Annotated in this window: 23 protein-coding genes; 6 read left to right on the top strand and 17 right to left on the bottom strand. The window is 38.7% G+C overall.

Going from position 1 to position 23,067, the window contains the following annotated elements; genetic code table 11:
* Window position 1: 1 nt before the first annotated feature.
* Window positions 2–1,276 carry a poly-beta-1,6-N-acetyl-D-glucosamine synthase gene (pgaC, locus tag EXE29_RS07780; RefSeq protein ID WP_106985423.1) on the bottom strand — a complete coding sequence of 425 codons (1,275 nt, stop codon included), beginning with the start codon at window positions 1,274–1,276 and terminating at the stop codon, window positions 2–4.
* A gap of 12 nt (window positions 1,277–1,288) precedes the next feature.
* The gene (gene pgaB / locus EXE29_RS07775; protein WP_120364396.1) at window positions 1,289–3,283 is read right to left on the bottom strand and encodes a poly-beta-1,6-N-acetyl-D-glucosamine N-deacetylase PgaB; all 1,995 of its coding nucleotides are present in this window, start codon (window positions 3,281–3,283) and stop codon (window positions 1,289–1,291) included.
* A gap of 594 nt (window positions 3,284–3,877) precedes the next feature.
* On the opposite strand from pgaB, the gene EXE29_RS07770 reads away from it, so the two are divergent.
* A complete protein-coding gene (locus tag EXE29_RS07770; RefSeq protein WP_106985421.1) occupies window positions 3,878–5,086 on the top strand; it encodes a DUF1615 family protein in 1,209 nt (402 codons plus the stop codon).
* On the top strand, window positions 5,053–5,697 hold the full coding sequence (locus tag EXE29_RS07765; RefSeq protein WP_106985420.1) for an HAD-IB family hydrolase: 645 nt from the start codon (window positions 5,053–5,055) through the stop codon (window positions 5,695–5,697). The genes EXE29_RS07770 and EXE29_RS07765 overlap by 34 nt, the downstream gene beginning before the upstream one ends.
* Before the next feature lie 93 nt (window positions 5,698–5,790).
* On the opposite strand, the gene EXE29_RS07760 is transcribed toward EXE29_RS07765, so the two are convergent.
* Both EXE29_RS07760 and EXE29_RS07755 read right to left on the bottom strand, forming a co-directional pair.
* Window positions 5,791–6,885, bottom strand: a complete 1,095-nt coding sequence (locus EXE29_RS07760; RefSeq protein ID WP_120364395.1) for a fatty acid desaturase family protein — start codon at window positions 6,883–6,885, stop codon at window positions 5,791–5,793.
* 15 nt (window positions 6,886–6,900) lie between these two features.
* Window positions 6,901–7,968 carry a ferredoxin reductase gene (locus EXE29_RS07755; protein ID WP_120364448.1) on the bottom strand — a complete coding sequence of 356 codons (1,068 nt, stop codon included), beginning with the start codon at window positions 7,966–7,968 and terminating at the stop codon, window positions 6,901–6,903.
* Window positions 7,969–8,147: 179 nt separating this feature from the next.
* Here EXE29_RS07755 and fabR point away from each other — a divergent pair, with 179 nt between their 5' ends.
* Window positions 8,148–8,807: an HTH-type transcriptional repressor FabR gene (fabR, locus tag EXE29_RS07750; RefSeq protein ID WP_106985417.1), complete on the top strand. Its 660-nt coding sequence runs from the start codon at window positions 8,148–8,150 to the stop codon at window positions 8,805–8,807.
* 17 nt (window positions 8,808–8,824) lie between these two features.
* On the opposite strand, the gene EXE29_RS07745 is transcribed toward fabR, so the two are convergent.
* The 3 genes from EXE29_RS07745 to EXE29_RS07735 all read right to left on the bottom strand — a co-directional run bounded on the left by EXE29_RS07745 (window position 8,825) and on the right by EXE29_RS07735 (window position 11,511).
* Complete coding sequence (locus EXE29_RS07745; RefSeq protein WP_106985416.1) at window positions 8,825–9,505, bottom strand: LuxR C-terminal-related transcriptional regulator; 681 nt, start codon at window positions 9,503–9,505, stop codon at window positions 8,825–8,827.
* 251 nt (window positions 9,506–9,756) lie between these two features.
* On the bottom strand, window positions 9,757–10,680 hold the full coding sequence (locus EXE29_RS07740) for an NPP1 family protein (RefSeq protein ID WP_120364394.1): 924 nt from the start codon (window positions 10,678–10,680) through the stop codon (window positions 9,757–9,759).
* A 564-nt stretch (window positions 10,681–11,244) separates the two neighbouring features.
* On the bottom strand, window positions 11,245–11,511 hold the full coding sequence (locus tag EXE29_RS07735; RefSeq protein WP_106985414.1) for a PAAR domain-containing protein: 267 nt from the start codon (window positions 11,509–11,511) through the stop codon (window positions 11,245–11,247).
* Between the two features lie 201 nt (window positions 11,512–11,712).
* On the opposite strand from EXE29_RS07735, the gene EXE29_RS07730 reads away from it, so the two are divergent.
* The 3 genes from EXE29_RS07730 to EXE29_RS07720 all read left to right on the top strand — a co-directional run bounded on the left by EXE29_RS07730 (window position 11,713) and on the right by EXE29_RS07720 (window position 14,183).
* Window positions 11,713–13,245, top strand: coding sequence for a hypothetical protein (locus tag EXE29_RS07730; protein ID WP_120364393.1), 1,533 nt, complete (start codon window positions 11,713–11,715; stop codon window positions 13,243–13,245).
* A 114-nt stretch (window positions 13,246–13,359) separates the two neighbouring features.
* Entirely contained in the window at window positions 13,360–13,647 is a 288-nt protein-coding gene (locus EXE29_RS07725) for a beta/alpha barrel domain-containing protein (RefSeq protein WP_120364392.1), read from the top strand.
* Window positions 13,648–13,766: 119 nt separating this feature from the next.
* The gene (locus tag EXE29_RS07720) at window positions 13,767–14,183 is read left to right on the top strand and encodes a hypothetical protein (protein WP_120364391.1); all 417 of its coding nucleotides are present in this window, start codon (window positions 13,767–13,769) and stop codon (window positions 14,181–14,183) included.
* Window positions 14,184–14,229: 46 nt separating this feature from the next.
* Here EXE29_RS07720 and rapA read toward each other — a convergent pair whose 3' ends face one another.
* The 10 genes from rapA to thiE all read right to left on the bottom strand — a co-directional run bounded on the left by rapA (window position 14,230) and on the right by thiE (window position 22,995).
* The gene (gene rapA / locus EXE29_RS07715) at window positions 14,230–17,067 is read right to left on the bottom strand and encodes an RNA polymerase-associated protein RapA (RefSeq protein ID WP_120364390.1); all 2,838 of its coding nucleotides are present in this window, start codon (window positions 17,065–17,067) and stop codon (window positions 14,230–14,232) included.
* Between the two features lie 138 nt (window positions 17,068–17,205).
* Window positions 17,206–17,850 carry an RluA family pseudouridine synthase gene (locus EXE29_RS07710; protein WP_117006984.1) on the bottom strand — a complete coding sequence of 215 codons (645 nt, stop codon included), beginning with the start codon at window positions 17,848–17,850 and terminating at the stop codon, window positions 17,206–17,208.
* A 132-nt stretch (window positions 17,851–17,982) separates the two neighbouring features.
* Window positions 17,983–18,687 (bottom strand): phosphopantetheine-binding protein, encoded by a 705-nt coding sequence (locus EXE29_RS07705; protein ID WP_120364389.1) that lies wholly within the window; start codon window positions 18,685–18,687, stop codon window positions 17,983–17,985.
* Window positions 18,688–18,895: 208 nt separating this feature from the next.
* Window positions 18,896–19,159: a Txe/YoeB family addiction module toxin gene (locus tag EXE29_RS07700; protein WP_117006986.1), complete on the bottom strand. Its 264-nt coding sequence runs from the start codon at window positions 19,157–19,159 to the stop codon at window positions 18,896–18,898.
* Window positions 19,146–19,409 carry a type II toxin-antitoxin system Phd/YefM family antitoxin gene (locus EXE29_RS07695; protein ID WP_117006987.1) on the bottom strand — a complete coding sequence of 88 codons (264 nt, stop codon included), beginning with the start codon at window positions 19,407–19,409 and terminating at the stop codon, window positions 19,146–19,148. The genes EXE29_RS07700 and EXE29_RS07695 overlap by 14 nt, the downstream gene beginning before the upstream one ends.
* A gap of 234 nt (window positions 19,410–19,643) precedes the next feature.
* Window positions 19,644–19,931 carry a hypothetical protein gene (locus EXE29_RS07690; RefSeq protein ID WP_120364388.1) on the bottom strand — a complete coding sequence of 96 codons (288 nt, stop codon included), beginning with the start codon at window positions 19,929–19,931 and terminating at the stop codon, window positions 19,644–19,646.
* On the bottom strand, window positions 19,919–20,185 hold the full coding sequence (locus tag EXE29_RS07685; protein ID WP_120364387.1) for a hypothetical protein: 267 nt from the start codon (window positions 20,183–20,185) through the stop codon (window positions 19,919–19,921). Before EXE29_RS07685 ends, EXE29_RS07690 begins: the two co-directional genes overlap by 13 nt.
* A gap of 332 nt (window positions 20,186–20,517) precedes the next feature.
* On the bottom strand, window positions 20,518–20,931 hold the full coding sequence (locus EXE29_RS07680) for a GlcG/HbpS family heme-binding protein (protein ID WP_117006990.1): 414 nt from the start codon (window positions 20,929–20,931) through the stop codon (window positions 20,518–20,520).
* A gap of 103 nt (window positions 20,932–21,034) precedes the next feature.
* Entirely contained in the window at window positions 21,035–22,333 is a 1,299-nt protein-coding gene (gene hemL / locus EXE29_RS07675; RefSeq protein WP_120364386.1) for a glutamate-1-semialdehyde 2,1-aminomutase, read from the bottom strand.
* Between the two features lie 41 nt (window positions 22,334–22,374).
* Complete coding sequence (gene thiE, locus EXE29_RS07670) at window positions 22,375–22,995, bottom strand: thiamine phosphate synthase (protein WP_106986621.1); 621 nt, start codon at window positions 22,993–22,995, stop codon at window positions 22,375–22,377.
* Window positions 22,996–23,067 lie beyond the last annotated feature (72 nt).

The following is a 23,067-nucleotide window of genomic DNA, read 5'->3' as shown; positions in this document are numbered from 1 at the left end:
CTCAGCTTTCTGATTTTATACGAATACCACGGTCAGGACTCACCCAACGTGCACGCTGGCCCGTGCCGCGTCGTAATACTTTAGGGAAGGCAACAATACTGGCGGTGATGGTAATCAACCAAAATACGAATGGATACCAAATCATCCAGAAATAGTTTTTACCCAATGATGGCTCATAACGACTGTCCATCCATTTACTTAGGGCAAATTGCAATAAGCAGGTCGCACCCAATAACATGCCCGTACCGTAAGGTAAGAATGGCGAACTGACTAAATCACCAATTCCACCCATAGGAATCACAAAATGTAGCACCCAAATAACCGCCATAATCAGCATCATATATGACCAAACTAGAGTCAAAATCAGCTCCATCATTAATGGCCATAAAAAGTTTAATTTAGGTTTAAACAATACATCGATATTCTTAAGTAAGACTTGTGCCCCACCCATTGCCCAACGTAGACGTTGCTTCCATAAGCCACTAAATGTTTCTGGCATTAAGATCCAAACCAAAGCATTTGGCTCAAAGCGAATGTCCCAGCCTTCACGTTGTAGCTTCCAAGTAATATCAATGTCTTCGGTTAACATGTCTGGTGACCAATAACCAACTGAATGCACCGCACTTTTACGAAAACCTGTAATCACCCCAGAGACCGTAAATAAGCGACCAAAGCTACGTTGTGCGCGTTTAATCATACCGACAATCGAAGAAAACTCACCGACTTGAATACGACCAATTAAAGTTGAACGGGTACGAATACGTGGATTACCCGTAACCGCAGCCACCCCATCATTTTCTAAAAAGTGGCGAACCATCCATGTTGCAGCATGCGGGTCTAAGAGCGCATCGCCATCAATCCCAATGAGGTACTCCGCATCGGTCAGCAAACTGCCCGCTTGCAGTGCCATAGCCTTGCCTTGGTTTTGGGCTAAATGTACTACACGTAACTTTTCATATTTTCCAGCAAGGCGATCCAACACTTCAGCTGTATTGTCTTTACTACCATCATTAATGGCGATCACTTCAAAGTTTGGATATTGCAGACCTAAAGCATGGCTAATGGTTTCATCTGCATTATCGCCTTCGTTAAAGCATGGTACCAATACTGCCACTTTAGGATATTCCGCTAAAGCGGGTGGCTCTGAAAATGGCGGATCTTTGCGCTCTTTCCAATAAAAAATCAGTGCACCGACCATCCATAAGTACGACATAAACAATGGATAGTAAAATACAAAGTGCAATGCTGAATGCCAAAATTGCTGAAGCGTTGACATAATTCAATTCCCCTAAGGAATAAGTTTGCTTGATTTCAAATCAAAGGCTTTACGCATTACATGTACATCGGGATGATCTTTAATTGGGTCATCAGGATAATAAGCCACGTGCATCACGCCTTGCTCATATAAAGACTGGATGGTTGAAGCCATTTCGTCTGACGGTACTTTTTGATTGGTACGCCAATCCACAGCTTGTAGTTCAAATACGGTTTTCTTTATTCCATTTGGGAATTGTTTGACGCGTTTGACAATGTCTTGATAGAACTTGGCACTGTTCGGTGCTTGTTCCATATAAGGCATGGCCATAATTGCGGTAAAGTCATAACGATTTAGCGATTGTTCAAGTGATTGTGAGTACCAATTTTCCGCATAAGGTTTTAATGCCACTTGTGCATATAAATTACGTGCAGTTAATAAAAACGGTTGATACTGACGAACTTCTGAAGCCAATTGCATCGCAAAGTTATCAATATATTCGGTTTTAAATGCTGTCCATTTTTGGAGCTGCGCATCATTATTACGAATTGCATTTAAATCTTGTGGCAAACCAATAGACGCATAGGCTTTCATGGCATCTGGGCTAGCATCTTCATAATCCGACAAAGTGGTATCATCATGGAATAACACCCCATTAAATGACGCTGATTTTGCAAGGTCGGTATAGATGCCTGCGATGGTTGCACGAGCATCGACTGAAAATGGGCTCAAGCGGTGATAGCCCATATTTAAATGCTCACCCTCTTTGCTTTGCTGTGTTTCCACCAAATCCTCAGAAACAGGATTCTTTTTTGGTAAATCCCATGCAAGCAGTGGCATCCACGCATAGATACGGCTGACATTGGTACGCGTTTGAATTTGCCACGCAACACGGTTAAATAAATCAGCACGCATTGGTAAATAATGATTTGGGAAATACACCATATCTGCAGAGCCATTGGCATCTGGGTCAGAGAAGGCTTGTAAATAGACGGTATTGACTTTCATCGCCGAAATTCGATCAAGCAAATTCCCTAAATTACGCTCTTGCTGTGCGGGATCTGGATCATAAATATAATCCAAATCAATATGCATAATTTTTTGTGGACGGTTGTTATCGCCTAAGTTCTTCTGACGGTTTTCAATCTCTTGTGCCAATTCAGTCGTCGACATATTACCTTCGACCAAAATACGATTGAGTTGCCCTAAAGACGTTTTCGCAGAATCCGCACCATCATCTAAACTAATCGCAACGGGCATTCCCAATTGTTTTGCAATACTGACCGTCTCCATGTTGTAGCGGCCATAAGGCCATACCATCACACGCGGTGACTTGAGTCCATGTGCAACCAAAAGCTGATTATTGTGTTTTAAATCTTGGGTAATACGCTGCGTATATTGTGCATCAGCTTCATAACTTGATGTTTTAGGATCATATAAACGTGTTACTGCAGCAGGTTCTGAGTTGCCTTGTGGATTGCCTAAAATCCCGCGATGCAGGTTATAACTGTGACTGGCAATTTCAACCAAACCGCTATTTTGCATTTCTTTAAGCTGATCCCACGACAACATATCACTGCGTGGAATTTTTTCATCTGAAAAATCGACTTGAGCGCCCGCTTTTGGCTCCAACCAAGAACCAACCACAGCTAAAACCACTGGAATTTTATGGGCTTTAATTACAGGATAAGCATTTTGATAGAAAGATTCATAGCCATCATCGACAGTCAATAATACAGGCTTAGCTGGCAAAGTTGATTTGCCTTTGTTGGCACTGATCAACTGATCAACGGTAATAAAGTGAAAGCCTTGTTTTTCCAACCACTCAATATGTTGTTGGAACTGTGCTGTGCTAACTGCATATTCTGGAATTAATGCATTTTTGTTGTTGGTGATTTCGTGATAACCAATAACAGTAAGTGTTTTTGTTGTCGCACTATGATTTGGTGTTGCAGCCATTGTGGCTTGATTTGCCAAGCTTGCCACAAGAGAGACAGCGATTAGCGTTTTAAGAAAACGAATTTTCATGGATTATGGCTCAAATATGATTGCGAGAATTGCAGCACACCTTCCAATCATCCATTATTGTAGTTGCTCTACCTAAGCACGGGTGTACTGAATTCCCATGCTTACTTTTTAACAAGACAAGCTGAAAAGAAACTTAAAAAATAAAGGTTTTTAATTATTTTCTTCTGCGTAAATACAGCTCCTGTTCACAAGTTATGCCACACATTTAAGCTCAATCGTGTAAGCCCTTATTTACTCAATATTGACGACAATCTATAAATGTCTGACTAGCCCATAGTAGATGGCAAAATTATTTTTATACCCCACTGATTTTGGAGGGCTAGGCAATATAAATGCATTATGATATTTTTTAAGCGTAGCTCATTGAAAAATATCTATTCTGCACTCACTTAGCTTTAAGTTTAAGGCTCATTTAATTTGTGTCGTTTTTACTACTTTAGGTATGCCATTTAAGCGCTTCAGTTGAGCACTTATAGCGTTATATATGTGACGTTTTAAGATATGACGCGAAGATAATTGTCATGTTTTTTATGGCGACATAGTATACTGCTAGCGTCAGATAGACCTCCCTTTTCGGAATGTGTTTTCTTCAATATGAAAAAATCTTTTGCTCCAACCTATGGTGTTAAAACGCTTTCTGTTTTAGCACTTTCAATTGGCTTGACCGCATGTGGCAATGGCTCTTGGTGGTCAAACGACAAAGAACCAACGCTTAATGCCGAACAAATTCGTAAAGCCATTCCAGGTCGTGTGCAAGAACGTACATCATGGGCAAAAGACATCTACGACATTACAGAGCAATTGGGCATTCCACAAACCAAAGAGAATGTTTGCACCATTGTAGCTGTGGTAGACCAAGAATCGAATTTTCATGCTGACCCGGAAGTCCCTGGGCTTGGTCAAAAAGCGGTGAAAGAAGTACAAGACCGTTTAGATGAAAAATTTAAAGACAAGTTAGGCGATAAAATTGGTGGCACGATCGCGGGCTATTTCCAAGAAGTACTCAAAACCCAGCCTAGCCCTGAAGATAATTATTTAAGTCAAATGAGCCGTGTTCGTACTGAGCGCCAATTAGATGAGCTATATCGTGAAATATTCGCTTATATGGCAAAACACTATCACGTGAGTGCCCTCACTGGTACAGCCAAACTTTTAGGGCAAGACATCAGTGAAAAAATGAATCCCATCACCACATTAGGTTCAATGCAGGTGTTGGTGACTTATGCCAAAGACAATAAACGTCAAAGTGGCAATATGGCTGACTTACGTACCGACATGTATTCACAATACGGCGGTTTGTACTACGGTATTCACCGTCTCATGATGTACGAAGCAGATTATGACAAACCCATCTATCGCTTCGCAGATTACAACTCGGGCCGATACTCTAGCCGTAACGCCGCTTTCCAAAGTATGTTAAATAAAGTGAGTGGCTCAGATTTAGCATTAGATGGTGATTTACTCCTCTACACTAAAGATGGATCACCTTTGGCAACCAAAAGTTCATCTGAACGTGAATTATTAAAAGCTTTTTCTACAAATGATGTGATCTTAACGCCAAATCAAATTCGTGCTGATTTGAAAAAGGAAAAAGATATTGATTTTGAAAAAACAGCCACTTACCGTGCAGTGACAAAACTTTATCAAGAAAAAACGGGCAAAGAACCGTTTTATGCCATAATGCCTGAAGTTGTTATTTCTGGTCCAAAATTAAGCAGAGACTACAATACTAACTGGTTCGCTTCTCGCGTAAACGGACGCTATCAAACATGTATGAGCCGAATAAAACATTTAAAAATTTAGCCCTTTTTGATTTTGATGGAACCCTGTGTAACAAAGACAGTTTTACAGGGTTTATTTTCTATACGCTATCGAAGCGGCATATTGTACGGCAAGGTTTAAAAATACTGCCTTGGATTCAGGGCTACTATCTTAATATTTACCCTGCACATGCCATGCGTCCAAAGCTCTACCATGCCATGTTTCGTAATACCCATGCAGAGTCGCTCTACCAGCTGGCCAATGACTATGCAAAAGAATTGATTCAACATTTAGATCCTGCTCTTCTACATCAATTAAAATGTCATCAGCAATTGGGTCATCAGGTGGTTTTGGTTTCAGCATCTATCGACATTTACTTAAAGCCAATTTGTGAATTACTGGGCATTGAGCTGATTTGTAGCGAAGTTGAAATCCACAATCAGAAGATGACTGGGCGATACCAAACTCAAGATTGTAGCAATGAACAGAAAAAAATCCGCATTTTAGAAAAATACAACCTGCATGACTATGACAGCATCTATGCTTACGGCAATAGCGATGAAGACCTTGCAATGCTCAGCCTTGCAGACTTTCCATTTATGGTTGGTCAAGCACAAAGCTTGCCTGAATTAAATCTGGCACGATCTGCTTAACTCTCTTACCTGAATAAAATAGTTTCTACTCAGCACAAAATCCGACCATAAAAAAACCTGCATCAGCAGGTTTTTTTATCACTCATCAAGCAATTACTTTTTAAATGGGAACGCATATTTCACAATACGTTTGAGCACGCTTCCATACTGTTTTACTAAGCTTGCATTGTTATAGTTCAAACCATATTTTTCACATACAGCCTGTACTTTAGGTGCCATTTTACGGTAACGACGCGCAGGTACATCTGGGTACAAATGATGCTCAATTTGATGGCTGAGGTGCCCTGTCAAAATGTGAAATGCTTCTGAACCTGTCAGGTTTGAAGAACCACGAATTTGACGCATGTACCAATGGCCACGGCTTTCATTTTCCAGTACTTTTTTCGGGAAAACTTCAACATCTTTGGTAAAGTGACCACAGAAAATAATACTAAAGGTCCAAATATTACGAATACCATTGGCCACCAAGTTACCTGTAAATACAGGTAAAGCTACAGGGCCTGCAATCAATGGGAAAAACACGTAATCTTTAAACAATTGCTTGCCAATTTTGGCTTGCATTGGCTTCCATTCTTCTTTGGTCTGTTCTTTGCTCTTACGCCCCTTGAAGTATTTGCCCAATTCAAGGTTTTGAATGGCTACGCCCCATTGGAATAACAAGCAAAATGGAATGCTATAAATCGGTTGCAATAGATAACCAGGCTTCCAACGTTGCTCTGGGAACAAACGAACTAGGCCATAACCAATGTCATCATCCATACCCTTAATATTGGTATAGGTATGATGTTTAAAGTTATGTGTTTGACGCCAGTTATCTGCTGTACCTACGATGTCCCATTCATAAGTTTGGCCATTAAACTTCGGATCGTTCATCCAGTCATATTGACCATGCATGACATTGTGGCCCAATTCCATGTTTTCCATGATTTTGGCAAAACCCAATAAACCTGTACCAAGTACCCATGCTGGCGGAAACCATCCCGCAAACAATAACGCACGGCCCGCAAATGATGCGTAGCGGATTGTTGCATACACTCGGCGTATATATTGGGCATCTTTTTCGCCAAGATCATCCAATACTTCTTGCTTAATCGCATCAAGCTCACGTGCAAGTTCATCTAACTGACTTTGCGTCAATTCGCTATTTTTTGGGTTTTTAAAATATTCAAATTTTACAGGCATATTCATCGCAATGGTCCTACCTTATAAATCAATGACAAGATCAGACTGAGCTGAGTTCACACAAATTTTGAGCAAGTTGCCAGGTTCAGTGTTTTGCGCACCATTCACCATATTTTTGGTTGAACCTTCGGCTTTGTTACAGGCACATTTATTACAAATACCCATACGGCAACCATGTTTTGGTTTGATGTTTTGTTGCTCTAAAGCCACTAAAATAGATTGGCCTTTTGGAATGCTCAGCACTTTATTTGATTGTGTAAGTGTTACATTCACAAAGCCAATATCATCATTCGCCATTAAGCTCATGCTAAATGCTTCACTTTTGAAGGACTGCGCATGTGAAAAAAGCTGTTCTGCGATAGAGACAAAACCTGATGGTCCACAAACATATACGGTGCTCTTTTCTACATCAGTCAATTGCTCTACATGGCTTGCATTTAAACGCGAATCAGCAACATCTTCTTGGGTATAAAAAATTTGATAACTAAAGGCCGGATGCTTAGACGCTAACTTTTCAAAGCGTTCAACAAAAGCAGCATCACTTTGTTTTTTCACCCAATACATTAAGTGAACTGGCTGATCTTTCAGTTGATTCTGCTTGGCCATATCTTTAAGCAGACTCAGCATAGGTGTTATACCACTTCCTGCTGCCAGTAATACTAAAGGTTGGTTCATCGCATGAATAACCATGTCACCAAAAGGTGCTCCAAACTCAACCAAGTCACCAGCCTGAGCGCGCTCAGCCAACCATGTGCTGACTTTACCACCTTGTAGGGTTTTTACCGTGAGCAATACATGTTGCGCATCGAGCTTGGTTAAACTATATGTACGTTCATAGCGAATACCATCAACCACAGCAAAAACTGGATGATGCTGTCCAGCCTGCCCAAACTTAAAATGACGATTCACCTGAATAGTTAGACTAACCATTCCTTCAGCGGCAGTATCCTTCTGCACAACTTTACCTAAAGCTTTGTTGCTCGACCAAAGTGGGTTCACTTTTTGAAGCCAAAAATTAATGGCATTTAGATCTAACACACTGTCTGTAATGAAGCTTAAAGGAGATTTTGCTTTAGCAAGAACATGCATAGTCATCTACATCTCATGGATTTTGTAATTATTATACACATGTATATATATCTGTATATATATTTGTGCATAAATTATTCACATCCAAAATACTATTAAGCTCAAGTCAATCTATGTTAAGGTTTCTTATCCTTTGAAAGACATGGCATCTGTCTGCCTTGAATACGAATATAGACACTATGCTCCAAGAACAAACGCAACCTGAAATTACCCATACCGTTCGCAATGTAGGACGCAAAGCGACCATTACAAAAGACGAACTCTTTCAAGCGGCACTTAATTTAATTGGGCCTCAGAAAAGTATCGCCTCTTTAAGTTTGCGTGAAGTCGCACGTGAGGCAGGTATTGCCCCAAATAGTTTTTATCGTCATTTTAAAGATATTGATGAACTGGCAATTGAATTGATTGATCGCGCGGGTGTGGTACTTCGTCAAATTTTGCATGAAGCACGCCTAAAAGCCTCTAAGCAAAACAGTATTATTCGCAGTTCTGTTGAAGTGTTTATACAGCAGCTTGATGCAGACACAGGCAATTTAAGTTTGCTCCTGCGTGAAGGTTATACAGGTTCATTTTCATATAAAAAAGCAGTTGAACGTCAATTGAACTTTTTTCAACAAGAGTTGAGAGAAGATTTAATCGTGCTGGAAAAACTAAATAACAGCAAGCTGTCCCACCCAGATATTGCAGCCAAAGCCATTACACAGCTGGTGTTTAATATGGGGGCTAAAGTTATTGATATGCCTACAAATGAACGAACTGAAGTGGCCGAGCAAACAATGATTATGATTCGAATGATCTTAGAAGGTGCTCGTCAATTAGATGAGGCAAAAATACGTTAAAAGATCGATCATGTAGCCTAATGGATTAACCCAATCTGTTTGGCTGCATGAATTGCTTTTGTTCGAGAATTTACCGCTAATTTTTGATAAATATTTCTCACATGTACATCCACCGTATATTTTGAAATATTTAGTTCCACGCCAATTTCACGATTGCTTAGTCCTGTAGCAACACAGTCTAGTATTTCTTTTTCTCTTGCTGATAAATTTATATCATTGTGCTCATCGTGTTCTAATTCAGGCACTAAACTTTGAGTTAAATGGTTTAAAATTTTCTTTGCAATCACAGGATCAATAATTGCGCCACCTTTGAGCATGGTTCTTATAGAAAACATGAGTTCAAAGTCATCTTTTTCTTTTAATACATAGCCTGAGGCTCCTACGCGTAAAGCTTTATAAATCACCTCAAACGTATTCCATGAAGAGAGCACCATAATTGGAACACTACTGGCTATTTTCCCTCGTATACTTTTTATAAAATCTATGCCATTGCCATCGGGCAGTTTTAAATCTACCAACATAAATTTTATCGCATTTGCACGACAAATTTGTTTTGCAAAATCAATGGTCTGAGCATAAAAAACATCATCATCTCTATAACCAAAAGTTTTTAATATTTTAGAAACTCTCAATTGATGGACTGGGTCATCCTCTAAAACCAGCAACGGTTTTAATAAGCTAAAATTCAAATCAATCATTGTTAACATTCAATCATTTTTTTTAATTTTTTATTATTTTTAGATCAAACACCATCCCTATAAATAGTTATTTTTAAACAATATATTCTACAAATCACTCATCATATCAGCTGTATATTGTGATAAAATTCATGTTTTTTAATAATAAGATACATTTAAACTGAATAAGATGAAGCAAGACCCCGTATAACTGGCATGATTTAAGCCAGTTATACTTGATGATAAATTGATTATAAAATCTCAATTTAAAATTATTCTTCTATATTTTTTATGCTACATTTTTTAGAACTTCCAATAAAATCTACGCCACTATTCACAATAGCTTTAGGTCGCGCACACTGAATCCACTGTAAATCATTGACACGAGGTACAGCTGTTTCAAATTTTTGATGTGCAAAAAAATCATCAAAACTTGAATACTTTGGATCTAAATTTTGAGCACTTGGCGTATATTTTTTATTTAACTCTCGAATATCGACCAGTTGAGAAGCTTTGAGACCAAACCATTCATTATTAGGTGTTGGATGGGCATTATTCACCACATGATTTTTATCTGCACCAGCAAAGCCCATACTATGTGTACCAAGATTAGAGATATATTTCACAGCAAAAACATTGGATTGATCTTTTAAGTGTGGTGCTTTCTCAATCTTTTTATAGCGTGTCTCATCATGACGGCTAATACTTAAATAAATAGGCTTATCATTTTCCATCCATAAAACAGCATGTTCCCAATCATGAATATGACCAAATGCACCCACATCATGTACAGTATATAAACCAAATACACGTGCTTTATATTTGGGATTATTCGTAGATTGCACTTCATTATAAAGAATATATGAATAATCTAATTGATTATTAAATTGGCATACATCCTTATAACCTTTAAAAAAATTTGTTGTACCACTAATACCCGAATTTTTTTGAATATATTGATCCGTTTTATTTTGATAAAATGGCGATGACGCTAAACAACCAGAATCACTAAATGAAAATGCAACGCGCCCCTGATCAATATTTTCAGGCGCTTTTAATACTTCAGGAAGACTATAACAAGCGCGATAATCATTTTTACATTTTTTTGTTGACCAATCTGGCTTTGCATAGATGTGTGCAGATAATGAAAATAAGGTACAACCCAATAGAATTGAAATACTGTTGATATTTTTCATAACATGAAACTCTCTTAAATAATCTCATGTTTAAAAATATGACTTAGCCTAAAAGAGCACAATACTTAAAAATTGGTATTATATTTATATTAATAAAAAATTAAGATTCATAAAATGATAAATAATACAAAAAATTAACCATAAACCAAAAAATCATCACAAATTAAAATAAACAACTTCATTATAATTAATTTGATCACAGCAGATGAAATAAAACATTTAGCTACTATACAAAATTACCATCTATAACGTTCTTTCTAAAAATCAAAAAAATGGTCATTAATTGACACCTAAAATATCAATAAAATTTCAAAGATGTTCTAATATAGATTAAAAATTCCCAAGCCTGAATTTAAAAGTCAAAAAGAGCGATCAATCCACTCTATTTGAACTAATAAACGCATGCTTGTATTCATTCAATCTTAGTATAAAAATGCTGGGATATCTCACTTAGATAAACTTGCCGTATTAACTCTAATATATCTTCACAATGAATATTTTCAAACTAAAAACCAATCATGACCAATATCTAAGAAAGATGAGCTGTAATGTATTTTGAGCGATTTACTTAGCCGAAACCACCATTGCTTGTTGGGGTAAAAAACTTGCTCCACATGTGGTTTTATCTCCTGCAACAACAACTGCTCGACCTTTCACCGTGGTAGATTGATCTGCTGCGGTCGCTGCCACTACAGATTTACATTTCGGACAAAAATGCTTCATCCCTGCAAGATGTACAGCAATGCCATTAATGGTAAAAGAGCTTTCAACTTCAGTGACTACACCACCATGTGAAGTTTTGGCGCCAAGAGTAATGAGTGCTTTAGACATTGTTATTATTTTTCATGTTATTTTCGGTAGGCTAATTTTAGCGCAAGACTATAAAAATCGCCACTGCTTCCTTTCAACATGAACATTGTCCAAAAACTGGGTACATCTGCAAAATTTCATGTCTTGCACAGAGATAAGTTTACCTTATAGCCTCAAATCGATTACATTAAATGCAGTATCTCAAAATATGAGTATTGACTGATGAATGAATGTAACACACAAGAAATACAAGAGTTTTTTCAATTATTTCAAAACACTTTAAACGACATTCAAATTCATCATAACGAAACAATAGCTAGCCTACATTTCGGTCCTATTTTTGCCTTGCAACCGCAATGCAATGAACAGCACTCTTGGCAAATTTGCGCTTTTTATCAATCAATTTCCGCAACCAACCCGCTTACTGAAATTGAATATTTTTTAAATCGTCTACTCTCAGCTAGACATATTATGCAACAGAACATTCATGACTTATTTGCACTGATCGCACACTATTGCCAAGCACAATATAAAGATCAGCCACAAAAGAAACTGTTTGCGCTCTACCGTCAAGTGTATTCATATTTTTTTGATGCCACCGCCATAAGCCCATCCCCAAAACAGCCAGTAGTTGCAATTGAACAAACACAGATTGAGCGTTGTAAACAGCAACTACAGACGCTGGCGGCACAATTAAAAGTGATGATCCTAGATAAACTCTTAGATCCAACCACTGCTACATGGTTTCAACACGTTGAGAGCCATTTTAATTTGCAGGCCTATGGTCATTTTAATCATAAGCTCAGCCCTTATTTAGATCACTTAAAACGCTGGGAACAAGAGAATCCGAACCGACTCTATTGGTTTCTTTTACGGCAAGACTTTAACCACGTTGACGATCCTAGTTATTTTAGTTATACACATTTAATTCAGCTCTGTTATTTAAATGCCCCTTTATTTCGCCATAAAGGTCAAATTAAACAGCTATTTGCCCAGCCTTCTGAACAATTCATAGCCATCTTAAAACTGGTCTTTTCTCCACACACAAAAAAGGCGTATGCCTCGCAGATTATTTTTAACTTGATTCCACACTTAGATACTCCAGAGCAACTGTTGAATCTGAGCGTAATATTACTCAATAGTGATGAACCGCTGTACGAGCAATATGTCGCACAATATAGTCATGCACTGGCTTTGAACTTATACATTCTAAACAATAGCCATCTCTTTTTTCATGAAGTTGATTTATCCCTGAATGATTTTATTTATGGCAAGCAGATTCAGGGAACGGAATATACACAATTGCCAAATATTGCTTTGATTCACCCTACAACAACTGCACAAAGCTTGAGTCGTCATAGTGCAATTTGGCACAAAAAAAGCCAACACATACACGTATCCAATACCCCTTTTGACTTTAAAGCCAGCACATTTGTACTGCATGAATGTACCTTTGAGTTAATTTGTAATAGCAAAGAATTAATGGCTGAAGCTGCTGAAATGGAGCATTGCATACTCAGCTTTGTACAAGCCATACATGATGAAAAATATTATTGCTTTCGAGTGCGCTGGCATGAATTCAGAGGCACTTTAGGTTTACGTTATAACAAGGAATATTTTAAATATGAATTCCATCAACTTACAGGAAAATCCAATGCTTTAGCACCCGAATATGTCATTCGAGTTGCACAGGCTTTTAGTCAGTATCTTACGGTAGAAGATATCTATTTTGACAATTCATTGATTGCAGCATAAATTCTTTATGATGTGATTCAGGCGTCAATATACGACGCTAAATAGTCGCTAAATCGTGAACACACCTTATAATACTGTGATAAATAAAAACATAACACCGCAAGGGAATAAACCATGACACAACCAGATCCAGCAGAGCAATTTATTCTCAATATTCGCCAAACTCTCAATTACGATTGGAACCCTATTGGTGTTGGTGATTCGCCTGAGTTGCAGGATGAGTATGACAGCTATATCGATGGACTTCTTGATATTTTAGATGATGAAAATGCATCTGTAGATGCCTTAAAAGATTACCTTATACTGATAGAAAATGAACAAATGGGATTAAAACCTGATTCAAATAAGGCACAAAAAGTAGCTGAAAAACTCTGGCAACATTTTGAAAGTTTTATTGCATAACACCTAAACACCCGCCTCTTAACTCATTTAAGGGGCGTTTAATACAGCAATATGTAACACGCGTAGTGACTAGGTTATGCTTCATTTCTCTTAATATTTTACAATTTTAGGGTTTAGCCATGCGCTTTTTAGATGATTTCAACACTGAACAAAAAGATCACCAAATTCACTTAGACCTAAGTTTATCAGACACAGATCTACACAAAACCTTATTCAATTATTGTGTTGAGCAACAACCCGAAGTCCTTGTGGCTGATGGTATAGAAGCCGATCATGTACTTCGTTTATTAGACCCCCTCAGCATTCATTGTGGCGCTATTGCACTGCAACATCCAACTTTTAAGCACGTGAATATAGAGCAGCTTAACTCACAGTATGGCGTGATCATTCAATTAGATCCTGAGCATCCACATTATGAGTCGTTAAATCAGCGCTTTACCATTATTCCTCCGGCTGAGGACTTTGAGCAAGCAGTTCAGTTTCTTAAAAACACCTACATGCTCTCTCCTATTGATCCTAAAGACTTTATTGATTAAAAAAAAGCACCCGAAGGTGCTTTTAATTTTTTTGCTTTATTGCGTCTTATGGTTTAACCACGACCATCACTTGAATCGCTTCTGGCGTTACAGATAAACCATCTAATAACGTTAAACCTTCTTTCTGCAATTTTTGCAAACGTGCAATTTCATCTTCACGGATACTTGGGTTAAATTGCTTTAAGTAAGTCAAACGATCAATTTCATACTGCCATTTATTACCATACACTTCTTTGGCTTGTTGCTTGAAGTTTGGTAATGCTGCTTTGGCAATATCCAAAGCTTGGTTATAACGCGCTTCAATCACATCGCGACGTGCTTTAACAACTTGGCGACAGCTGTTGCCATCCAAATGATGTAAATATGGCTTCAAGATTTCAGGCGCAATTTTCTGCGATAGGTCTTGACCTTTTTCACTAAGCAATACACGCACCAGCTGTTGTGGCAAGCTTGATGGTAAATTCAATGCTTTAGGTGCAATCACATCAACCTTAAACCAAACTTCAATCAATACTGAACCTTGCGGTAAAGCAGCTGACTTTAATACCGCGACATTGGTGCTACCAAAGCCTTGAGTATTAATCATCTCCATTACGCTTTCAGTAAATGGATGCTCTAGGGTTAAATACTGTGCATCTTCACGCAATTGTGCTTGATCACGATAGAACGTTGCAGTCATGCCTTCTTCATCTAAAGTCAGACCTTGAACTTGCATTTGATCAGTCGGCTTAATAATGACTGTGCTATTGCTTTGCTCATCAAAATCAATGTTTGTAGACGCCATAAAACGCTTCATAAACATTGGCAAAGTAGTGTTGTCATCATAGTCTTCAAGCGCAGTCACAATTTCTTGTGCCACAATCGGACGGCAAGAGTTGTACTCGAGCAAACGGTCACGACCTGCCTGAAGCTCTGCTTCTAATGCTTCACGCTGTACAGATACTTCTTCAAGTAAATCTTCAAATTGCTGACCTAAATCTGCCAATAGGCAATCTTTAAGTTGCACAATAAAGTTTTCTTGTAAAGTTTGTGCGGTTGGCGAGATATTGCTGAAAATATTCAAGCCTTCGTTGTACCAACGAAACATACGTTCTTGCGCTGTGCCAATCAAGTATGGCACATGAATCTGAATACGGTTTTCTTGACCGATACGATCTAAACGACCGATACGCTGTTCTAATACGTCTGGGTTAGCTGGTAAATCGAATAACACTAAATCAGAGGCAAACTGGAAGTTACGACCTTCTGAACCAATTTCTGAACACAGTAAAATTTGTGCACCGTATGACTCTTCTGCAAAGTAAGCCGCCGCTTGGTCACGCTCAAGCAAGCTCATGCCTTCATGGAACATGGCTGTACGTACACCCGCGTGTAGACGAAGTACATTCTCTAGCGCTTCAACCACTGGACCACTACGCGCGATTAATAACACTTTATTGTGTTTTAAATCTGTGCGCAGTTTTTCCATTAACCACATCACACGTGGGTCATGTTCCATCCAAGCACCATCAAGCTGTGCTTCTTCAGGCCACATTTGCTCACGCAATTTACCATCTTTAGACCAGTTTTCTGGTGCTGTTAATGGCGCTGGCTGACAATCACGGCCTGGGAAGCCTTGAATCGCTTCACGTGTATTACGGAATAAAATACGACCTGTACCGTGGCGATCTAAAATTTCGTGAATTGCACGGAAACGTTGCTCTGGCGTATCATCAATACGTTGGCCAAGTAAAACTTCAACCGCGTCTAAATGTACCGCTTCTAATGGAAAATCTGACATCAACACTTCTGCAATTTTTGCAGTTTGTTGATATTGCTCTTCTTCATCTAAGAAACGATCAAGCGAATTAAAACGTGATGGATCAAGCAAACGCAGACGTGCAAAATGGCTTTCTACACCTAATTGCTCTGGTGTTGCTGTTAATAGCAATACACCCGCCGTTTGCTGTGCCAATTCTTCAATTAAGTCGTAACGGTCGTTACCGCCATCTTCTTCATTCCACATCAAATGATGTGCTTCATCGACCACCAACAAATCAAAACCTGCTTCAAGTGCTTGTTCACGTAAGTCATCGTGGTCAATCATCAAGTCAACAGAAGCAATAATGCGTTGTTCTGTTAAGAATGGATTTAAGTCTGGATCGTGTTCTTTAATAGATGCCGTGCGAGTCAAATCAAATAATGAGAACTCGAGATTAAAACGGCGACGCATTTCAATCATCCACTGGTACTGTAGTGAATCTGGCACCAACACCAAAATACGTTCAGAACGACCCGTTTTAAGTTGCTGATGAATAATCAGACCGGCTTCAATCGTTTTACCCAAACCAACTTCATCGGCCAAAAGTACACGTGGTGCAAAACGCTTACCCACTTCATGCGCAATGTACAGCTGATGCGGAATTAAACCGACACGTGAACCCACCAAACCACGTAATGGACTCGCTTTCATATTGGCTTGCATAAGCAATGCTTCAATACGTAAGTCATACCATTCTTTATAATCGACTTGGCTGGCCAATAAACGATCAAGCGGTTTAGACAGCTGAATATTCGCACCAATACGCGTTTCATTCAGTGCTTTACGTTCTTCTGTACCATCCTGAAGCTGGCGAATTACGTTATAACGGAGCACCCCATGACGGTCTTCTACAGATTCAACGGTCCAAGTCGAGCCTTCTTGATCTTGTAATTCATCGCCTGAGTTAAAAACAATACGAGATAAAGGCGCATTGTGGCGTGCATAGACGCGAGTCTCGTCGCTTTTGGGGAATAAAATGCTGATAGATCGCTCATCTACATCAATGAGAACTCCTAAACCAAGTTCTGTTTCTGTGTCCGACAACCAACGCTGACCAATAGCAAACTGCTGCAATTTTTCCACCTTTATCTTGAATTGAGGCTATATATTCTAAAACTCAAACACTGTTTGATATTTGAGCAAAAAATAGCACCTTTTAGCAATATATTTTGACATAAAGCTCACCAAAATGTGAGCCTAATAACCGAAGTTGTTTAAACCTTAAAACGGCACAGGACAAATAAATTCTACGTCTTGTTCAGTTTTAGGATGCTTAAAGCTTAATTGCGCCGCATGCAGACATAAACGTGATGACAGCGCCTGTTGTTCTGGGCTTGCATATAAGGTATCCCCAATAATTGGATGACCCAAATACTGCATGTGTACACGTAATTGATGCGAACGCCCTGTAATTGGCGTCAAAATTACCCGCGTCACAGGAGAGCCGTTAATTTCAAACTGTTCAGCAACTTTCCAATACGTTAAAGCTGGCTTATTGTGTTCTGGCGCAGCAATATGTAAAGGTGGATGTTCTGGATCATAAATCACAGGGACATCTACAGTACCTTCACCATGCAAATGGCCTGCCACAATCGCTTGATAGGTTTTGGAGGTTTGACGTTCTTGAAACTGACGGGAGATGCGGTTTTGACCCAACTTAGAGAGCGCAAAAACCAAAATACCTGAGGTATCGCGGTCTAAGCGATGAATCAGTAATGTTTTGGGTTCTGCTTGAACTAAGCGATTGATTAAGCAGTCCTGTAGATCTGCGGTTTTTCCTGGTACGGTGAGTAAGCCTGCTGGCTTATGAATCACCATAAAATCTTCATCACGATGAATTAAATGTTCTGTTAGAAAATTATTCAATGTTCAATCCAGGCCAATCGTGAAAACAAGGGCGCAATAATAAAAAGCTTAGCCAAGAAATACAATGCGAAAAGTCTTATTTCCCGATGATTTTTCCGATTTTATAAAAAATAAATTTCAATTCATCAAAAATTAAATTTTAGCTTGCAAAATTTTGAGTAATTCAACCACAGTTGCATGTTGCCAAAAACTTTCATAGCTAATATTTGCACCATTAGCACGCCATAAGCCCACTAGGCTAACCATCGCAACAGAGTCTAGGCCATAGCTACGTAAATCGGTTAATGGATCTATCTCCAACGCATCCATATCCAGCTGTTCTGCAATTGCCAGTAATATGCCTTTTGCCGATAAAACCCATTCTGCTGGTGCAGATAAATTCCAAAGTCGCATTAAGCTGTAGCTATTCATGTGGTGAATACCTTGCTCTGACATAGAATCTACCCATTGAATATGCTGTTCTTGACTATTGAGCATCAGCGCATCATCCACTACACAGATTTGCTCTGTTACGCTATATAGATGCGGTAAAATCTGTTTCAGCATAGGCGTTATTTCGCCAGCAAAAATCAGTTGCGGATGTGTTGTTGCATATTCACCAAGCTGTTGCATGCCTTGAAGTAAATCATCCCCATATAAATCAACAATTGGAATTTCTAAGGCTTTGGCTTTATTGGTCAACTGGATAAGATTTTCCATCAACGGTGTGTCTTGTATGCCCTGCTGCATACGTAAGTTTTGCAGTCCTACTAATACCAATACAGACTGTGTTGATGACAGTTGCCATTTTGCTTGAGATGGTGCAAATTGGATTTTTTTAGGCATTGGGTAAAGCATACAGGCTCGGTAAAAACTCATGTTGGAACAACTATATGCTAACGCAGAATGCCAAGGTGTAGATATTTTGCTGATGTGATTGCTTGATTTTTCGGCTTGGCTTCTCTAAACCGAGAGCATACAATTTAGTAGTGTTTTATTATTTAGCACTTCGTATAAGAGATTTGATGTTAAATAAAAAATAATCCCCTAAAAATAGGGGATATTATTAGTAATGGAATCGACACTGAATAATAGATATTCTTTCGTCCGTAACTTCATAAACTAATCTATGTTTTTCATCAATTCTACGGCTCCAAAACCCTGAAAGATTTGCTTTTAATGGTTCTGGTTTTCCTGTGCCCTCAAATGGAGTTCTTTGGCACTCTTTGATTAAAGCATTGATACGTTTGAGTATCTTTTTGTCCTGTGTTTGCCAGTAAATATAATCATCCCAAGCATTATCAGTCCATTCGATGTTACGATTCGTCATCCTCGATCAACTCTCTTTGTTTAGCTTGACCAGCACGTAATTGAGCAATTGATTCATTTAAACGGCTAGCATTATTAGGAGATGACAGGAGATAAAGTGTTTCCATTAAGCTATCGTAATGATCTTGTCCCATTACAACAGCATGACCACCTTCTTTTCTCGTAATAAAAGCTACATCAACATCGTCAATTACTTTATCTAAAACAGATTTTAAATTGTTACGTGCATCGGTATATGTAAATACATGCATATATCTATCCCTCATAGGATAAGCTGCGTCAAAACGCTGCTAGCTAGACTACCTAAGCGGTAGTGATTGAAACTCTATAATGAAAATGTACAGGATTCTGTACATGTTGTCAATTTCGTATAACAGCCATTATGTTAAATGGAATTATATTTACCTAAAAGTGTCTACAGAATTGGGAGTTATTCAGCTATTTTTTTACAGAGACCTTAATGTGATAGACCTAAATTTCTTATTTTATTCTCCTAATAATTCTTGTGGATATTCTTCAAAACGCCCTGAAACAAAATGTACGTAGCCTTCTTCTATATTTTTTAATGTTGTTTTATGTTTAATATTTTTCACAATTTTTTCAATTAATTTTTTGACTATTTCTAAATCACCAGGTTCCAAGCCTTCAACTAACTCTATTTTAAAAATCATCCAATGTGCTTTTTTAGGATCTGAGAATTTTGCGATTTGTGGTGTTTTAAAAATATTAGAATAAAATCTAAAAACTCGCCCCTCCCAATTTACTTGAGCCACAAAAACGGGAACATAGAATCCAAATTCTGCCCCCCCAACAACATCCAACCATTAAAATATAATGTTATTTTGTTAGCATTATCTTTCCACCATTTCGCAGGATCATAAGCATGTTGCCACTTATTAAGATCATATGTTCCATCATAGCAACCATCAATATTCACTCGATAGAAATCTTTCCATTGCTCACCAACTCGCTCCTCCTTTAAATTTAAAGGATGCATATTTTTAAAAGATTCACTTGCCTTTTTCATTGGATATTCTCAAATTTTATTAATAAAAATTAAATTCCGTAGGACTAATTTGTTAATTGATTGACTATATAGATCTTAGCTAAGCTTCTTAATTTGGAGTCTTTAAGGCAACAGAATCAATTATTTAAGATTAAGCTTTGCTACAATTAACATAATACACGCTATACACAATTCTCTTCTTTATTATTTTTTAAATCAATGATTTATACTAATCAGCTCCAGTGTATAGCACACTAGAACGGCTTTTTTGTGAATATTCACGTTCCACGTATCATTGGCTATAAAACTGACGTATATTTCTAAAGTTATGCTTACAAAACTCTGATGAATTTTTATACCTGAAATAAAAACTTCTCAATCGCCTGCTGTGCAATTTCTGCATCCTGAAAAGACTTCACGCCAGACACGCCCATTGCACCCACTAACTGACTTTCGTACATAATCGGCTCACCGCCTTCCAGCATGCCTGAAAAAGTATCCATGGTCAGAAAACCCATCTGCCCGCCTTTTATCAAGTCTTCAAACAATTTAGATGGGCGCTTACTGATTGCTGAACATTTGGCTTTTTCTAAACATAAATTTGCTGTCATTGGCGATGCGCCATCCATGCGTTTCATCGCCAATAAATTACCTGTTTCATCAACCACTGCAATACTGACATTGAAACCTTGTTCGGCAGCATAAGCATGCGCTGTATTTAGTAAAAATTCTGCGTCTGCCAAAGTTAAATAGTGTTTGGTTTTCATTTAAAAATCCTTTTCTTAAAAAGCTGAACTTAACACAACAAAAAAAGCCCGCAGCAGGCTGCAGGCTTTATTCTAAAGCAGAATTTGCCAATTTAAATGAAAATTACTTCATTTCGGCAAAAACTTCTTTTGCCATTTCAATGGTAAATGCAATATCTTCATCGCTATGCGCGCTTGAGAAGAAACCTGCTTCAAATGCTGAAGGCGCTAAGTTTACACCACGCTGTAACATGCCATGGAAGAATGTACGGAAAGCATCTACATCACACTTCAAAATTGAATCAAAACCTGTGATTTCAGTTTGGTCTGTGAAATAAAGACCAAACATGCCGCCCACTTGCTGAGTAAAGAACGGAATGCCCGCTTCATCGGCAGCAGCTTGTAAACCAGCAAGCAAACCAGCCAATTTTTCAGTTAAGGTTTCATAGAAACCTTCTGCACGAAGATGCTTAAACATCTCAATACCTGCACGCATTGCAAGTGGATTGCCTGATAATGTGCCTGCTTGATACACCTTGCCTAGTGGCGCGATGCATTCCATCACTTCACGTTTACCGCCAAATGCACCAACTGGCAGGCCAGCGCCAATAATCTTGCCTAAAGTGGTTAGGTCAGGCGTTACGCCATAATGCGCTTGCGCACCGCCAAGACCGACACGGAAACCTGTCATCACTTCATCAATGATAAACACAGAACCGTGCTCGTCACATACATCACGGATCGCTTGTAAGAAACCGTCAATTGGTTTCACCAAATTCATGTTGCCTGCAACTGGCTCTACAATCACACCTGCAATTTCTGAACCGAATTTTGCAAAGCATTCTTTCAGCATAGCAATATCGTTGTATGGCAGTGTTAAAGTGTGTTTGGCAAAATCAGCTGGTACACCTGCAGAAGTCGCCTCGCCCTCACCTTTAGTAAGTAGGCCAGAACCCGCTTTCACTAAAAGCGAATCTGAGTGACCATGGTAGCAGCCTTCAAATTTTACAATCTTGTCACGGCCAGTATAGCCACGTGCAAGACGGATGGCTGTCATGGTTGCTTCAGTCCCCGAGTTGGTCATACGAACCAGCTCAATAGACGGCATAATTTCGCAAATAATATCAGCCAAAGTGGTTTCATGAACTGTTGGCGCACCAAAACTCAAACCATCAACTGCAGCTTCTTGCACAGCTTTAATAATGTCTGGCTGTGCATGGCCTAAAATCATTGGCCCCCAAGAACCGACATAGTCTACATAGCGCTTACCGTCGACGTCATACAAATATGCGCCTTGTGCTTTTTCGATAAATACTGGTGTACCACCTACACCATTGAATGCGCGTACAGGAGAATTTACGCCACCAGGAATATGCTTGCTGGCTTGTTTAAATAATTGTTCTTGCTTAGCAGATAAAGTCATGAAAATACTCAACTCAAAAAATTTAAAATGCGATTCAATACTTAAGCTTTTTCAGCAAAAAGTTCAGACCAGTCATATACACGCTGTCCAACCACCGACATTGAACGGCCTAACACATCACTGATCACAGCACAAAGATCTGCACCCGCTTCAATTACTTCAGCGGAATTCTCTACAGTTAAACCGCCAATTGCGCAAATTGGCACGTTCAATTTAGCTTTGGCTTGTTTTAAAGTTTCTAAACCAATGTTACCTGCTTCAGGCTTGGTTTCAGTCGCAAAAATAGCGCCAAAAGCAACATAGTTTGCGCCGTCAGCAATCGCTTGTTCAGCCAGTTCTAAAGAGTTATTGCAACTGCGTCCAATCAACACACCTTTAGGCAAACGTTCTACTGCTTCTTGAATAGAACCATCATCTTGTCCCAAATGCACACCTACACCGTACTGTACAGCTGCGTCTAAGTCATCATTAATGACAAAAGGCACTTTGTACTGTTCGCATAAATGCTTCATATAACCAATTTCATAGTCCTGATTCTCTTTTGCAACATGCTTACGGCGATATTGCAAAACAGCCACTTCATACGTTGCCATTGCGCCTTCAAGCTTAGCTAAAAGTAGCTCAATCGGGTCATCATTGGTAATTAAATATAAACCGCGCATAATACAATCACTTATCAAAACTTAGCAGTATTATAGGCTGAACTATGGCTCTAAGCGCATAGATATTTGCTT

Origin of the sequence: Acinetobacter sp. WCHAc060006 (assembly GCF_004209135.1) — a bacterium.
GTDB classification, from domain to species: Bacteria; Pseudomonadota; Gammaproteobacteria; order Pseudomonadales; family Moraxellaceae; genus Acinetobacter; species Acinetobacter cumulans.
Note: the sequence above shows the minus strand (reverse complement) of the source record. Positions and strands in the feature narration are given on the sequence as shown.